Genomic DNA, 13,449 nt, shown 5'->3' on the forward strand with positions numbered 1-13,449 from the left:
AGACATTGCCCCTATGCCCTTCAAATCCCTCGATGAACTGCGCGCCGCCTGCCTCGACCTGCCTGCCGGCAGCGAAGTGGCCGCCAGTGCCGTCGCTCGCCGCCAGGACACGCTGACCAAGCCGCAAGGCAGCCTCGGGAAACTCGAAGCGATCGCCGCCTGGCTGGCGCGCTGGCAAGGCCGCGACATGCCAAGGCTCGACCGCGTGAAAGTCTTCGTCTTCGCCGGCAACCACGGCGTCACCGCGCAGGGCGTGTCCGCCTATCCCTCCGAAGTCACCGTGCAGATGGTGGCGAATTTTGCCGGCGGGGGGGCCGCCATCAACCAGCTCGCACGCATCGCCGGCGCGGAACTCGACGTCATCCCGCTCGATCTCGACCATCCCACCGGTGACTTCACGCAAGTGCCGGCAATGGATGAGAAGGCCTTCCTCGCCGCTGTCTCGGCGGGCTATGACGCCGTGACGAAAGACCTCGACCTGGTCTGCTTTGGCGAAATGGGCATCGGCAACACCACGCCCGCCGCCGCCATTTCGGCTGCCTTGTTCGGCGGCGGCGCCGAAAAATGGACCGGGCGCGGCACCGGCGTCGACGACGCCGGCCTGAAGCGCAAGGTGGTCGCCATCGAAGCCGGCCTGAAGCGCCACGCCGCGGCCCTCGCCGATCCGCTGGGCATCGCTGCCGCGCTCGGCGGGCGCGAACTCGCCGCCATCTTCGGCGCCACGCTCGCCGCCCGCCATCTCGGCATACCCGTGCTGCTCGACGGCTTCGTCTGCACCGCCGCCGCCGCGCCGCTGGCGAAGCTGCACCCGACCGGCCTTGCCCATACGATCGCCGCCCACGTCTCAGCCGAATCGGGTCATCGCGGCCTGCTCGAAGCGCTCGCAATGCCGCCGCTGCTTGATCTCGGCATGCGGCTCGGCGAAGGCTCCGGCGCCTGCCTCGCCGTCAACATCGTCCGCTCGGCGCTGGAGTGCCATGCGAGGATGGCAAGCTTTGCCGAGGCTGGAGTTTCGGAGAAATAATCGGTCAAACTTTTAACGTGATTGAGCCAAAATAATAACGTCGTTTGATTGTTACATGAGATCAGTAGATCTCATGCGGAGATCAGGCGATGTATTTGAAGGCGATACCTGTCATTGCACTGCTTTTCGGCACTGCTGCGCCAGCTTTTTCGCAGTATGTCGATGAGAACGGCTGCTTCCGGCACACGGGCGACGATGGGCTGGCCAAGGTCCAGTCCAGCCTGACCATGACCCTTCCGGTCAAGGACGAAGAGGATGTCGCCACACAGCAGCAAACCGCGCTGCGTTCGTTCTACAAGGTCGCTGCCGCCAGTTTCGCCATGGTGCTCGATACCGTCGCCGACACGTGCGAGTAACCAGCGTGACCACGAACGTCAACGCCAGGGATCGCAGCATGGGAGGCGCTGCGGGATCGCAGATGACGGTGACCGGGCAGATCGCCATGAAGGTCAAGTTCAAGGCCAGTATTGGCAAAGCGGCGCAGTGAACGGCCATTGCGGTGCGAGACGCGCCAAACGCCTCTTGCCTTCAGGGTCTTTCCACCAAGTCTTCTAGGAATTTGGTGGGTGCGCACAGGATTGAACTGTGGACCCGCTGATTAAGAGTCAGCTGCTCTACCAACTGAGCTACGCACCCACTCGGCCGGCAAAAACCGGCGTTGGCGGGCATATAGCCGCCGATACCGGTCCTGTCCAGCCCTGCTGGAATCATTTCCCGACAAATCGACCGGGGCTCTCTCCAATCAGGCGAAAAGCTTGCCTTCCGCCACCTTGATCGCATGCCCGCCAATGCGCGCGGACGCCAGTTTTCCGCCTTGCACGGTCAGTTCGAGGCGGATGCGCGACGGCCGGCCCATCTCCAGTCCCTGTTCGATCCATAGCTGCGAAACCCCGTCCGTCGGACCGTCGAAATGCATGATGGCGCCGGCGAAGGCCGCCGCTGCCGAACCGGTCGCCGGGTCCTCATAGGAAGGCGTGCCGGGAACGATCATGCGGACATGGAAAGCGCTTTCGTGATTCACCGTCTCGCGGCAATAGACGTACGGGCTGGCGAAGGCCCATTCGCTCTTGCGCGGCGCCAGTTCCGACCATGCCTGGTTGTCCAGCCGGATGCGGCCCGCCGCTTCGAGATTGGCGACAGGAATGGTCACATAGGGCACGCCGGCCGACCAGAAGGCGATGCGGTGATTCTCGAAGCCGATCTCGTGCGGCGCCAGGCCAAGGGCGGCGCCGATCGCCTCCGGATCGGTCTCCAGCTTCAGCGGCTCCGGCAATTTTGCCAGGTCGAACTCGGCGAAGGTGGCGCCATCATGCGTGCTGACCGCGCAACGCACCGGGCCGATGTTCTCTTCAAGCACGAAGATGCCGGCGCCGCCCTCGCCCGCCAGTTCGGCCAACGCGATGGCCGAGCCCACCGTCGGATGGCCGGCGAATGGCATTTCATAATCGGGCGTGAAGATGCGGATGCGGTTGCGGTGCTTGGGATTGTCCGGCGGCAACACGAAAACCGATTCGGACAGGTTGAACTCGCGCGCGATGGCCTGCATCGCTGCCGTGTCCAGACCTTTGCAATCCAACACCACGGCCAGCGGGTTGCCGGCCAGTCGCTCGGTCGTAAACACATCGTAAAGCAAGTAATTCCGGGTTTGCATCCCTGCCTCAATCCCAACATGGGCGAAATTTAATTTGATATTCGAACCGGTAAGCCTGATCTGTGCACAGACAGGGACATTACGCATCATAGGGGTCCGACGTGGACCAGATTGTCAATCTGCCAAAGACGGAATCGGATTCCGCCATCGAGACGGCGCTTGGGCTCGACCAGACCGGTCGGCGCAGGACGCGCCGGCGTGGCTGGCTCTATGCGTTGCTGACCCTCATCGTGCTTGCCGCCGGCCTTGGCCTCTATCAATGGTATGCGGGCACGCCGACCAGGATTGACTACACCACGGTGCCGGCCGCCAAGGCCGACCTCACCGTCCAGGTGTCGGCGACAGGCACGCTGCAGCCGCTCACCCAGGTCGACATATCAAGCCAGCTCTCAGGCATCATACGCTCGGTCGCGGTCAACGAGAACCAGCAGGTGAAGAAGGGTGACGTGCTGGCGGCCCTCGACACCGCCAAGCTGCAGGTCCAGATCGAACGCGCCGAAGCGTCCGCTAAGGGAGCGGCCGCCAATGTGGAGGACGCCAGGGTGACGCTCGCCGAGAACGAGAGTGCGCTTGTCCGCGCCGCGGCCCTGACCAAGCGTGGCATGGCAACCGACCAGTCGCTCGAGGCGGCGACGGCGACGCGCGACCGTTCCAAGGCGGCACTCGATAGCGCCGAGGCCAATCTCGCCATCGCCAATGCCGATCTCAAGTCGCAGCAGACCGACCTTGCCAACAGCACCATCTACGCGCCGATCGACGGCATCGTGCTGACGCGTTCAGTCGACCCCGGCCAGACGGTCGCTTCCTCGCTGCAGGCGCCGGTGCTGTTCATCATCGCCGCCGATTTGAGGAACATGGAACTGGTGGCGGCGGTCGACGAAGCCGATATCGGCGCGGTCAAGTCGGGCCAGCATGCCCGTTTCACCGTCGACGCTTTCCCTGAGCGGCCGTTCGATGCCAAAATCCGCGACATCTCCTATGCCTCGGTCACGACGGACGGCGTCGTCACCTACAATGCGCGGCTCGAAGTCGACAACAACGAGTTGCTGCTGCGGCCCGGCATGACCGCCACCGTTTCTGTGGTCACGAGGGAAGCCAAGGACGTGCTAACCGTGCCCTCGTCCGCTTTCCGCTACCGCCCGGCACAGCAAGCGGCGCGCGGCTGGAGCCTGAGCGACCTGTTCACCGGCCGCATGGGCCGCGGCAATCGCCAGCGCCCGGCGGCACAGACCCCGACCGATGGTTCCCGCACGCTCTATGTGCTGGAGAACGGCCGCCCGCACCCGGTCAACGTCAAGATCGGTTCGACCGATGGTGAACTGACCGAGATCACCTCCGGCCTGGAGGAAGGCGCTCAGATCATCACCGCTTCGCAGTCGCGGAGCTGAGGCAGTGGCCGCGGGCGCCCCCCTCATCACCTTCGACAAGGTCTGGAAGAGCTACGGCCAGGGCGAAGCCAAGGTGCATGCGCTGGCCGGAGTCGATCTTGCCATCCGGCGCGGTGAATTCGTCGCCATCATGGGCCCATCGGGCTCCGGCAAGTCGACGGCGATGAACATCATCGGTTGCCTCGACACGCCGACGGCCGGAACCTATTCCTTCATGGGCGTCGATGCCGGCCGGCTCGACCGCAACCGCCGCGCCATGCTGCGCAACCTCTATGTCGGCTTCGTCTTCCAGGGCTACAATCTCTTGGCCCGCACCACCGCGGCCGAAAATGTGGAACTGCCGCTGATCTATCGTGGTGTCGCCGCCCGCGAGCGCCGCGACCTTGCCATGCAGGCGCTGGCCGAGGTCGGCCTTGTCGGCCGCGAACATCACACGCCGGCCGAACTCTCCGGCGGCCAGCAGCAGCGCGTGGCGATCGCACGCGCCATCGTCACCAGGCCGACGCTGCTCGTCGCCGACGAGCCGACCGGCAATCTCGACACCGCACGCACGCATGAGATCATGGAGCTGCTGACGCGTCTGAACAAAGAGCTTGGCCTGACCGTCACCATGGTCACCCACGAAGCCGATGTCGCCGAATATGCCGAGCGTACCATCCGCTTCCTCGACGGCCATGTCGCCTCCGACACCATGAATATGGAGGTGGCATGATCTGGGAAACCGTCCGCCTCTCGCTGCGCTCGATCCGCCGCAACGTGCTGCGCTCGTTCCTGACCTTGCTCGGCATCGTCATCGGCGTCGCCGCCGTCATTGCCATGCTGACCATCGGCTCCGGCACCACGCAAAAGGTCAAGTCCGACATTTCCAAGCTCGGCAGCAATCTGCTGGTCGTCCGAGCCGGGCGCCCGGCCGGCCCCGGCGGTCCGGGCGGGCTCGACCAGACGGTGCGGCCGCTGGCGGAAAAGGATCTGGCGGCGCTGGTTGCGCATCTCACCGGCGCCCGCGCCATCTCGCCGGCCGCGCAGAAGCAGGTGCGCGTCATCTTCGGCACCGAGAGCCTGACCTCTGGCGTCACCGGCACCGACAGCGCCTATCTCGACGCACGCGACTGGAAGCTGGTGTCCGGCCGCCCGTTCAGCGATTCCGAAACCCGCTCCGGCACCGGTGTGTGCCTGATCGGCGAGACGGTGCGCCAGCAATTCTTCGGCGCCGGCGATCCCGAGGGCGAGATCATCCGCGTCAACCGCACCTCCTGCAGGATCGTTGGGCTGCTCGAGCCGAAAGGCTACACCGGCTTCGGCCAGGACCAGGACAATGTCGTGCTGATGCCCCTCGCCGCCTATCAGCGCCGCATCGCCGGCAATCGCGACATCGACAACATCTACATCGCCGCCGACGACCGCACGCCGACCACCGAATTGCAGCCGCGCGTCGAGGACATTTTGCGCGATGCGCGCCGCATTACGCCCGACCGCGAGAGCGATTTCGGCATCCGCGACATGACCCAGATCGCCGACGCCATGGCCAGCGCCACCACGACGATGACCGGCATGCTGGGCGCGGTCGCCGGTGTCAGCCTGCTGGTCGGCGGCATCGGCATCATGAACATCATGCTGGTGTCGGTCACCGAGCGCACGCGCGAGATCGGCATCCGGCTCGCCATCGGCGCGCATGAAAAGCACATCCTCATCCAGTTCCTGGTCGAGGCGACGGTGCTGTCGCTGCTTGGCGGCATCATCGGCATCCTGATTGGGCTGGCGCTGGCCGGCCTTGCCTCGGTGACGCTGACCATACCTTTCGCGCCAAGCCCGGCCGTCATTCTGCTTGCCGTCGGCTTCTCCGCGCTGATCGGCATGGTGTTCGGCTTCTTCCCGGCGCTGCGCGGCGCCAGGCTCGATCCGATCGACGCCTTGCGTCACGAGTAAAAGGGTAAGCTGCGAAGGCAGCCCGGCACTCCGGGCCGGTGTTACACAACCTTCGACGTTTCCGCCTTGCCCAACCCTGTCGTCACTGTGTTGGCGATGTTATGCCAAGGCATATCTGGACGAGGAGCAGCTGATGAGCAAGAAGGCGCGCGTGATCCTGCTGATGATCATCATCGAGGCCGCCCTTGCAGGCATCTGGTGGTATCTCGCCCGCTACGGCATGACCAATCCCGATCGCGTCACCGCCGATTTCCAGGCGGTCGTTGGCCAGACGATGGGAATGGCCATGGGTGGGTTGCTGGGTATCGGCTTCATCCTGTTCTTCGTCGCCGCGCGCAACGACCGCAAGGCACTCACAAGCAAGACATCATAGGGCCTGGCCGCTCCACGACATGGTCGCGGCACCGACGTACGGTTTCAGTGGCAGGCAAGGCTACGACGCGCTTTCCCACGGATTGACGGTGTTCAAACCGGCGGCCGCGAATGGACCGGTGTCACGTGTGGCGATAGTGAGACCGTGCGCTACGGCCGTCGCCGCGATATAACCGTCGGCGTTGCCGATCGCCTTGCCTGCGGCACGCGCCTGTACCATGAGGTCGGCATAGGCGCGCGACGCGTCGAGATCGAACGGCAGAATGCGGCCCGCAAACAACGGCAACGCGTCCTGCTCAAGACGATCATGCAGGGTCGTGCGGCGCTTGCCGGAAGGCATGGCCGCGATCCCGAAACGCAACTCAGCCACGGTGACGGCCGAAAGATATAGGGTTTCGACGGCCTGGGCGTCGATCCACGCGATGACGCGAGGATCGGGTGCAGGTCTCCATGGCTCAGACATGACGCTGGTGTCGATGAGGATCATTCGAACCGCACCGGCTCGCCCGGTGTTTTGTCGCGGAGCTGCTGCAAGGTATCGACATCCTCTTGCGACAATCCGGCCTCGCGGCCGATGGCGGCGAGCAGCGAGCCGAGCTTGACCCGGTTGGCCGGCCGCACGGCCGTTTCCAGGATCTCACGCATTTCGGCCTCAGTGCTGCGGCCATGATGCGCAGCCCGCACCTTCAAGGCGCGGAGCGTCTCCTCTGGCAAATTGCGGATCGTGACGGCGCTCATCGATATCATTCCAATCTATAATGATGTCACTGCTATCAGCATAGAAAATCTGCTATCAGATACAACTGGTACGCACCGATATTAGTCTGCGCGCGCGAAATGCCACTCGATCAGCGGCTTCATGTGCGGCGACAGGCCGTCCGGCAGGTCGCCGGCATGGCGGATGATCACCGGCCCCTCGATCTCCGGGTCGGCTTCGGTGGCGACGAAGGCCAAGATTTGGCGCGCGATCTCATCGGCGGGCGCGTCGACGTGATAGCGGCGGAAGATGACAGTGCCGCTTGCCGTCGACAGGGCGTGCCAGCGCACACCACGCCTGGCGTTCGATAGGTCGATGCCGGTCTCCTCGCGCACCTCGCGCATCATGTTGAAATCGACATCGACGAGACCGTCGCGGAAATCGATCGGCTCGAACGAACCGGCGGCGAAATAGACCCGGCCGGCACTGACGGTTCGCGGTCCCATGCGGATCGCCACCAGAGCGTTGTCCCCGGCCACCAGCACGGCATGGGCATAGGCGTGTTCGGCGCCGGAATTCTCGCGCCGCTTCCGCCACAGCATGAAGGTCGAGTAATTGACCGCATGGCAGCGGCCGATAAGGCTGCGGTCGCGATAGGCAAGCTCGGAAAGCAGCACCACAATGCCGTCGAACAGCGCCGGATTGGCCTCGATCTCGCCCCGCCAGTTCTCGGCAATCACCGCGGCATTCTCCACCGCGAAGGGATGCGGGCCGGGATCGAGACGGACATCGATGGCATCGACCGGCAGGATGACATTGCGCGGAAGATCAAAATTCATGTCGGCTCAGGCCATGTCCAGCGTGATCGCTACCGGGCAGTGGTCCGAAGCCTTGGGCCGATCCCAGCCGGCGCGCGGGAAGCGCTCGACTTCCTGGCCCGCGGGAAAGATCGTGCGCCAGGGCTGGCCATTGCGGATGATGTCGGGAACTGCGGTGGCGTTCTTCGCCGCCAGCCCCTTCGACAGCAGGATATAGTCGAGCTGGCACAGATGCCGCTCTTGCGGCCCGCGTGTGTGATAGAAGGTCCAGCGGTTCATTTCCGGCCGCCGCTCGACCACATTTTCACAGAAGCCGCCCGCCGTCAGCACATTGATGCAGGACAGGTTCTCGTCGACCACCTCGAAACGGTAGCCGTCGACCTCATCGCCGGCGATCTTCACCCGCTGGCGGTAATCGTTCATGTCGCCGCAGATCGCCCAGCGCTTGTCGGCCGCGTGCTCCGCCCCGAAACGCTCCTCGATGATGCGCCGCACGGCCTGCGCCTCCGCGATGCGCACCGGCATTGTCGCCTCGCGTCCGTCGAGCCCGTTGCGGGGAGAGCCCATGGACTTGAAGTGCACGAGATAGAGCGTCATCGGCGCGCCGCCCACCTTGATGTCGACCTCCAGGCAGTCGCGCCGGAAGATGCGTTCATTGGGCTGGTTGCCGAGGGCCGCCAGCTCGGGCGTATGCAACCCGAACTGCTCGTAGGTGACATAGGCGTGGCTGGTCATGCGCACGAATTCGATCGGCTGTCCCTGCGCGGTCTCGTTGCGCATCATCACCGCGACATCGATGCCGCGCGAATCATTGCCCGACGTGGTGTATTTCTGGCGGTAGCCCTGCCCCACCATCTTGAACAGATAGCCGTACTCGAAGGCCTTCAAGGCCTCGATGTTGTCGACCTCCTGCATGCAGATGATGTCGGCACGGGCGGCGGCAATCGCCAACGCCGTCAGCTGGCGCGTGTCGTCGGATTGCGCGATGGCGCGCGCCTGTTCCAGCATCTTGTATTCGGCCTCGCTCTGGATATCGAAGAGCGCCAGCGTGCGATCCTCGTTGAGCTGGTTGCGAAAGCCGGAAAAATCGAACCTGTTCATCAGGTTCTCGACATTGAAGGTGGCAAGGCGCAGCGACATGCGCTGACCTTTGCCTGCAAGAGCGGCGGAAAACAAGATCGCAGGACCACAAGCAGGGATCCCTTGGTCCTGGTGGCGTTCGCGCCATGGTTGACGGAACCTTTCCGTTCATCCGCCGTTCAGACGCAAAGGTCCACGGTAAGCCCATTCCAGGGTAGGCGTGGGGCCTGTTCTCTTGGAGAAGTGCAATGAACGCGCTCTTTTCTTCCACTGTCAAATCCGGGCTGATAGCGCTCGGTATTGTCTCCGGCATCACGGCGCCATCCGCTGCCGCGCCGATTCTGCAGCCGGATGTGTCGATCCCGGCCAGCACCGCCGCGCCGACGGTCATCCCGGTCCGCGAGGGCTGGGCTGGCGGAAACAACGGCGGCGATTGGAGATGGCGCCGGTCAGGCAATTGGAACGGCCGCCACTGGAATGGCGGAGGCAACTGGAGCGGCCGCCACTGGAATGGTGGTGGCAACTGGAACGGCGGCGACAACTGGCGGTGGCGCCATGGCCGCCATCATTATCGTGGCGGACGCTACTACGATGATGGCGCGGCGGCGGTCCTCGGTCTCGGCTTGGGGCTCGGCCTCGGCAGCATGTACAACAACAACTACAACAACTACGATTACTATGCGCCGGCGCCGCGCCGCTATTATCGCGCCGGCCGGCTGTCGAACGCGCATGTGCAATGGTGCTACAACCGCTACCGCTCGTATCGCGCCTACGACAACACGTTCCAACCCTATAATGGCCCGCGCCAGCAATGCTGGTCGCCCTATAGTTGAGTTGTAGCCGATCACACCAGAACGGCGTCGCATTGCGGCGCCGTTTTCGTTTGGCGAGATTAAGCGCCTCGCGGAGGTCATCTCTGCAGGGGTGGTACTGAATCATAGCTGGCATTATGTCCAGCCGCGCTCGCAACCTTCGCCCTTTCGTAAGCTAAATGATTCGGTGGAACGAACGACCCCAATACGAACCGGCCATTGAGGTCGCTAAATATTACGAGTCAGACTCCGCTGCAAGCTAGAGTTGGTAGCTCTGAGGATTTCCACATCAACAGCTAGGGGATGCGGAAAAAATCGTTGAACTTTTCCCCAGGTTAGCGCACCCTCCGAGATGCGATTCGACACTGAGAGTATGCTGTGACATACTTTAGTCATGTCGAACGTTGCCCGTTTTCCGAACGCATCGTCGAAGTCAACTGCCTCGCAGGAAACTGTGCAGGCCGAGCAGACTCTTGCCCTTATCAAGACCTTGCTTGGATCGCTCCCAGCAGCGCAAAGAGATCTCGTGGCCCGTGAGCTTTTGAAGGTGGTTGGCACGCCAGATTCGCCGAAGGCCGGCGACGTCCTCTCCAGTGTCGTCTCATTGATGAAACACCGTGAAGAGTTCACAGTTGCGGAAGTGAGGCAGCACGTAGAAGACCGCGTCGGCGCCGCTCCCAAGGAAGTCTACAACGCACTTGGCTATCTAACGCGCAAGGGTCGGCTGAAGCGGATCGGCTATGGTCGATATGAAGTGGACGGGGTCGGTCTTTCGACCTCCGATGACCTCGGAGGCGAAATGGACCGACACGAAGATTTGTCAGACGATGAAAGATAATACGAAGGCGACCGGCGTTGCCGGTCGCCTTCGAGATCGAGTGTGATGCGGTGAATGCCTAGCCAGCGGCCGCATCACAGAGCCAAAACCGGAAGGAGGCGGCAAGGACCGCGAAACCTATGGCTTTAGTTGTCCCAGTCTAGCCGGCGTTGGTTGACGGTGCGTTAGCGCCGTCAGCCAATTCGACTCCCTCATTTTACACGACTGAACTCAACTCACAACCGCGTCGACAACGCGTCGCGGAAAGGAAAATTATGTCCAAGAAAAGCCCGTGGCACTCCAAGGCGAATAGTGATCGCAACGTGTACCACGATGAAACGAAGTGCACGGAAGGCAACAATATCGAACTCAAGAACGTGGTTTCTGGAACCGGTGGACTCCCGAAATGCGATCATTGTCGCCGCATCAGCGGCTAGCCTACTGATTACGGGGGGCATTTTGCCCCCCGTACATCACGTCCGGTGAGACGGAGATTAGTTCTTGGCCTTGTCGACCAGCTTGTTCTTGGAAATCCATGGCATCATGGCGCGCAGCTTGGCGCCGACTTCCTCGATCTGGTGGCCGTCGTTGTTGCGGCGGATGCCCTTGAAGCGGGACATGCCGGCGCGGTATTCCTGCATCCATTCCGAGGTGAACTTTCCCGTCTGGATGTCCTTCAGCACGCGCTTCATCTCGGCCTTGGCCTCGGCGGTGATGATGCGCGGACCCGAGACATATTCGCCCCACTCGGCGGTGTTCGAGATCGAGTAGTTCATGTTGGCGATGCCGCCTTCATAGATCAGGTCGACGATCAGCTTGACCTCGTGCAGGCACTCGAAATAGGCCATTTCCGGCGCATAGCCGGCTTCCACCAGCGTCTCGAAGCCGGCGCGGATCAGTTCGACCAGACCGCCGCACAGCACGACCTGCTCACCGAACAGGTCGGTCTCGCATTCCTCGCGGAAATTGGTTTCGATGATGCCCGAACGGCCGCCGCCGACGCCGCAGGCATAGGAAAGCGCGAGATCGAGCGCGTTGCCCGAGGCGTCCTGGTTGACGGCGACCAGGCACGGCACGCCGCCGCCCTTCTGATATTCGCCGCGCACCGTGTGGCCTGGACCCTTTGGCGCGATCATGACGACGTCGACGGTCGACTTCGGCTCGATGAGGCCGAAATGCACGTTGAGGCCGTGCGCGAAGGCGATCGCGGCACCGTCGCGGATGTTCGGCGCGATTTCGTTCTTGTAGATGTCGGCCTGCAATTCGTCGGGCGTCGCCATCATCATCAGATCGGCCCATTTGGCGGCGTCGGCGACGCTCATCACCTTGAGCCCGTCGGCCTCGACCTTCTTGGCGGTCGCCGAGCCGGCCTTGAGACCGATCGCGATCTCCTTGGCGCCGGAATCCTTGAGATTGAGCGCATGCGCCCTGCCCTGGCTGCCATAGCCGATGATGGCGACCTTCTTGCCCTTGATCAGGTTGAGATCGGCATCACGATCGTAATAGACACGCATTTTACTTCCTTCCCGTTTTTGAAGATCAAAAGCCCTGAGGCCCGTTTTTTGCTCCGAAAAGAGCGAGAAACTGCTGCGTCGCGCGGACGGCATCGCCGCCGATCGTCGCTTCAGTCAATTCCAGCCGGTCGCCGAGCAGCAGGCGGATCTGCACGTCCCGGCCAACCAGCCCGAAAAAGGTACGGAAGGCCATCTCGGCATCCCCGAATTCAAGGAGCCCGGCCTGCCGGCCGGCTTCCAGCACGGGCTTCAGCCGCTTGGCCAGCGCAAAGCGCCCATTCTCCAGCACGACGGCGCCGAGATTGTCCTTCCCCGAACCGGCATGGCCGACCGCCACCCTATTGAGGGCGATCGACGTATCGCTGGAGATCACCTTCAACCAGTCGGAGGCAAAGCGCTCCAGGCTCGCCGTGAGCGAGGCAAGATCAAGCCCCTTGCCGTCGACGGAAGCCACCCGCACTTTCGAGGCCTGCCACTGCACGGTCGCCGTCAAGAGCCCATCGCGATCGCCGAACCATTTGTAGAGCGTCTCCTTCGAGCAGCTCGCGCGACGCGCCACGGCGGTCATGGTCAGATGATCGCCTTCCTCGACCAGCAGCCGCAAAGCCGCGTCCAGGACGGCCTGCTGCCGCTCCGTCAGCGCCGCGCTGTTGTCGATGTCGGGCACGCTGTGCAACACGCTCTTCCCTCGGAAGGACAAGGCAGGGCGTGAATTCGACCTGCCGTACCGTACGTTACGGTTCGGCATATTGCGCAATCCGGTGAGCGGCGCAAGGGCAAAGAAGAAAAAATCCGCTGATGTCCGCGCAGCCGCGCAGTCCGCATGCTCAGTCCCCGGTAGGCAGATGACGCAGGCGGCCCAGCAGTGCCGAGACCATGCTCAGCTCATCCGGCGAGAGTTTGGCGCCAACCAATTCCTCGATCGACCTGCCGTAGATCGCCCACATGCGGCGGCGCGTCTCCCGTCCCTTGGCCGTGACGCGGATGGTCTGGCCGCGGCCATCGTCGGCCACCGGCAGTTTCTCGACCAGCCCGTCGGCCTCGAGCCGGGCCAATAGACGCGAGATGTTGTACTGCGCGAACAGGGTGCGTTCGGTCAATTGAAACGGCCGCAAACCGCCCTCGCCCGCCTCGGCAAGCTCGTGCAGCACATCGTACCAGGCGAGCGGCGGCAGGCCGCCCTCCTTCAGCGCGTCTTCGGCCCGTTCCAGCAGTTGGCGCGAAACCCGCATCAGGCGGGCCCAGGCCTTGATGGCTTCAGGCGAAGGCTTGTCTTTTTCGGTCATGGCCCACCCTAGGCGATAGATGCAGATGCATCAAGCTTGACGTTCAATGCACATGCATCTACAT

The 13,449-nt window shown here is 63.1% G+C and carries 17 protein-coding genes and 1 tRNA gene; 9 read left to right on the forward strand and 9 right to left on the reverse strand.

Annotation, left to right across the window (positions count from 1 at the left end; genetic code table 11):
• The first annotated feature begins 13 nt into the window (after positions 1-13).
• The 3 genes from cobT (at position 14) to LB524_RS28760 (ending at position 1,511) form a co-directional block, all read left to right on the forward strand.
• Positions 14-1,024, forward strand: a complete 1,011-nt coding sequence (cobT, locus tag LB524_RS01175; RefSeq protein WP_224523247.1) for a nicotinate-nucleotide--dimethylbenzimidazole phosphoribosyltransferase — start codon at positions 14-16, stop codon at positions 1,022-1,024.
• A gap of 89 nt (positions 1,025-1,113) precedes the next feature.
• Complete coding sequence (locus LB524_RS01180; protein WP_224523248.1) at positions 1,114-1,380, forward strand: hypothetical protein; 267 nt, start codon at positions 1,114-1,116, stop codon at positions 1,378-1,380.
• Positions 1,381-1,385: 5 nt separating this feature from the next.
• Positions 1,386-1,511 carry a hypothetical protein gene (locus LB524_RS28760; protein ID WP_263486421.1) on the forward strand — a complete coding sequence of 42 codons (126 nt, stop codon included), beginning with the start codon at positions 1,386-1,388 and terminating at the stop codon, positions 1,509-1,511.
• Between the two features lie 73 nt (positions 1,512-1,584).
• Here LB524_RS28760 and LB524_RS01185 read toward each other — a convergent pair.
• Both LB524_RS01185 and LB524_RS01190 read right to left on the reverse strand, forming a co-directional pair.
• Positions 1,585-1,660, reverse strand: a tRNA-Lys gene (locus LB524_RS01185).
• Positions 1,661-1,766: 106 nt separating this feature from the next.
• A complete protein-coding gene (locus tag LB524_RS01190; protein ID WP_140873420.1) occupies positions 1,767-2,675 on the reverse strand; it encodes a PhzF family phenazine biosynthesis protein in 909 nt (302 codons plus the stop codon).
• 101 nt (positions 2,676-2,776) lie between these two features.
• On the opposite strand from LB524_RS01190, the gene LB524_RS01195 reads away from it, so the two are divergent.
• The 4 genes from LB524_RS01195 (at position 2,777) to LB524_RS01210 (ending at position 6,362) form a co-directional block, all read left to right on the forward strand.
• Positions 2,777-4,063 (forward strand): efflux RND transporter periplasmic adaptor subunit, encoded by a 1,287-nt coding sequence (locus tag LB524_RS01195; protein WP_015317320.1) that lies wholly within the window; start codon positions 2,777-2,779, stop codon positions 4,061-4,063.
• A 4-nt stretch (positions 4,064-4,067) separates the two neighbouring features.
• Complete coding sequence (locus LB524_RS01200; RefSeq protein ID WP_140714721.1) at positions 4,068-4,775, forward strand: ABC transporter ATP-binding protein; 708 nt, start codon at positions 4,068-4,070, stop codon at positions 4,773-4,775.
• Positions 4,772-5,989: an ABC transporter permease gene (locus LB524_RS01205; protein ID WP_140660981.1), complete on the forward strand. Its 1,218-nt coding sequence runs from the start codon at positions 4,772-4,774 to the stop codon at positions 5,987-5,989. Before LB524_RS01200 ends, LB524_RS01205 begins: the two co-directional genes overlap by 4 nt.
• A gap of 133 nt (positions 5,990-6,122) precedes the next feature.
• Positions 6,123-6,362, forward strand: coding sequence for an NDUFA4 family protein (locus tag LB524_RS01210; protein ID WP_224523249.1), 240 nt, complete (start codon positions 6,123-6,125; stop codon positions 6,360-6,362).
• 60 nt (positions 6,363-6,422) lie between these two features.
• On the opposite strand, the gene LB524_RS01215 is transcribed toward LB524_RS01210, so the two are convergent.
• The 4 genes from LB524_RS01215 to LB524_RS01230 all read right to left on the reverse strand — a co-directional run bounded on the left by LB524_RS01215 (position 6,423) and on the right by LB524_RS01230 (position 9,016).
• A complete protein-coding gene (locus LB524_RS01215) occupies positions 6,423-6,848 on the reverse strand; it encodes a type II toxin-antitoxin system VapC family toxin (RefSeq protein WP_140714715.1) in 426 nt (141 codons plus the stop codon).
• Positions 6,845-7,099, reverse strand: a complete 255-nt coding sequence (locus tag LB524_RS01220) for a FitA-like ribbon-helix-helix domain-containing protein (RefSeq protein WP_140615778.1) — start codon at positions 7,097-7,099, stop codon at positions 6,845-6,847. The genes LB524_RS01215 and LB524_RS01220 overlap by 4 nt, the downstream gene beginning before the upstream one ends.
• Before the next feature lie 81 nt (positions 7,100-7,180).
• The gene (locus LB524_RS01225) at positions 7,181-7,897 is read right to left on the reverse strand and encodes a hypothetical protein (RefSeq protein WP_224523250.1); all 717 of its coding nucleotides are present in this window, start codon (positions 7,895-7,897) and stop codon (positions 7,181-7,183) included.
• Positions 7,898-7,903: 6 nt separating this feature from the next.
• The gene (locus tag LB524_RS01230; protein ID WP_015317313.1) at positions 7,904-9,016 is read right to left on the reverse strand and encodes an endonuclease/exonuclease/phosphatase family protein; all 1,113 of its coding nucleotides are present in this window, start codon (positions 9,014-9,016) and stop codon (positions 7,904-7,906) included.
• Positions 9,017-9,204: 188 nt separating this feature from the next.
• Between LB524_RS01230 and LB524_RS01235 the strand changes: the two genes are divergently transcribed.
• Positions 9,205-9,789, forward strand: a complete 585-nt coding sequence (locus LB524_RS01235; protein WP_224523251.1) for a BA14K family protein — start codon at positions 9,205-9,207, stop codon at positions 9,787-9,789.
• A 373-nt stretch (positions 9,790-10,162) separates the two neighbouring features.
• Positions 10,163-10,606: a hypothetical protein gene (locus LB524_RS01240; protein ID WP_224523253.1), complete on the forward strand. Its 444-nt coding sequence runs from the start codon at positions 10,163-10,165 to the stop codon at positions 10,604-10,606.
• A 473-nt stretch (positions 10,607-11,079) separates the two neighbouring features.
• Here the strand turns inward: LB524_RS01240 and ilvC are convergent, their stop codons facing one another.
• From ilvC to LB524_RS01255, 3 genes are all read right to left on the reverse strand, one after another.
• On the reverse strand, positions 11,080-12,099 hold the full coding sequence (ilvC, locus tag LB524_RS01245) for a ketol-acid reductoisomerase (RefSeq protein ID WP_224523254.1): 1,020 nt from the start codon (positions 12,097-12,099) through the stop codon (positions 11,080-11,082).
• Between the two features lie 25 nt (positions 12,100-12,124).
• Entirely contained in the window at positions 12,125-12,778 is a 654-nt protein-coding gene (locus LB524_RS01250) for a TetR/AcrR family transcriptional regulator (protein ID WP_224523255.1), read from the reverse strand.
• A gap of 148 nt (positions 12,779-12,926) precedes the next feature.
• A complete protein-coding gene (locus tag LB524_RS01255) occupies positions 12,927-13,385 on the reverse strand; it encodes a MarR family winged helix-turn-helix transcriptional regulator (protein ID WP_224523256.1) in 459 nt (152 codons plus the stop codon).
• Positions 13,386-13,449: the final 64 nt, after the last annotated feature.

Origin of the sequence: Mesorhizobium sp. ESP6-5 (assembly GCF_020164695.1) — a bacterium.
GTDB classification, from domain to species: Bacteria; Pseudomonadota; Alphaproteobacteria; order Rhizobiales; family Rhizobiaceae; genus Mesorhizobium; species Mesorhizobium australicum.

What these genes read in the sequence shown, in the direction of transcription:
- cobT (WP_224523247.1), top strand. Translation starts at nt 14, where the DNA reads ATGCCCTTCAAATCCCTCGATGAACTGCGCGCCGCCTGCCTCGACCTG.
- LB524_RS01180 (WP_224523248.1), top strand. Translation starts at nt 1,114, where the DNA reads ATGTATTTGAAGGCGATACCTGTCATTGCACTGCTTTTCGGCACTGCT.
- LB524_RS01190 (WP_140873420.1), bottom strand. Translation starts at nt 2,675, where the DNA reads ATGCAAACCCGGAATTACTTGCTTTACGATGTGTTTACGACCGAGCGA.
- LB524_RS01205 (WP_140660981.1), top strand. Translation starts at nt 4,772, where the DNA reads ATGATCTGGGAAACCGTCCGCCTCTCGCTGCGCTCGATCCGCCGCAAC.
- LB524_RS01210 (WP_224523249.1), top strand. Translation starts at nt 6,123, where the DNA reads ATGAGCAAGAAGGCGCGCGTGATCCTGCTGATGATCATCATCGAGGCC.
- LB524_RS01215 (WP_140714715.1), bottom strand. Translation starts at nt 6,848, where the DNA reads ATGATCCTCATCGACACCAGCGTCATGTCTGAGCCATGGAGACCTGCA.
- LB524_RS01220 (WP_140615778.1), bottom strand. Translation starts at nt 7,099, where the DNA reads ATGAGCGCCGTCACGATCCGCAATTTGCCAGAGGAGACGCTCCGCGCC.
- LB524_RS01225 (WP_224523250.1), bottom strand. Translation starts at nt 7,897, where the DNA reads ATGAATTTTGATCTTCCGCGCAATGTCATCCTGCCGGTCGATGCCATC.
- LB524_RS01230 (WP_015317313.1), bottom strand. Translation starts at nt 9,016, where the DNA reads ATGTCGCTGCGCCTTGCCACCTTCAATGTCGAGAACCTGATGAACAGG.
- LB524_RS01235 (WP_224523251.1), top strand. Translation starts at nt 9,205, where the DNA reads ATGAACGCGCTCTTTTCTTCCACTGTCAAATCCGGGCTGATAGCGCTC.
- LB524_RS01240 (WP_224523253.1), top strand. Translation starts at nt 10,163, where the DNA reads ATGTCGAACGTTGCCCGTTTTCCGAACGCATCGTCGAAGTCAACTGCC.
- ilvC (WP_224523254.1), bottom strand. Translation starts at nt 12,099, where the DNA reads ATGCGTGTCTATTACGATCGTGATGCCGATCTCAACCTGATCAAGGGC.
- LB524_RS01255 (WP_224523256.1), bottom strand. Translation starts at nt 13,385, where the DNA reads ATGACCGAAAAAGACAAGCCTTCGCCTGAAGCCATCAAGGCCTGGGCC.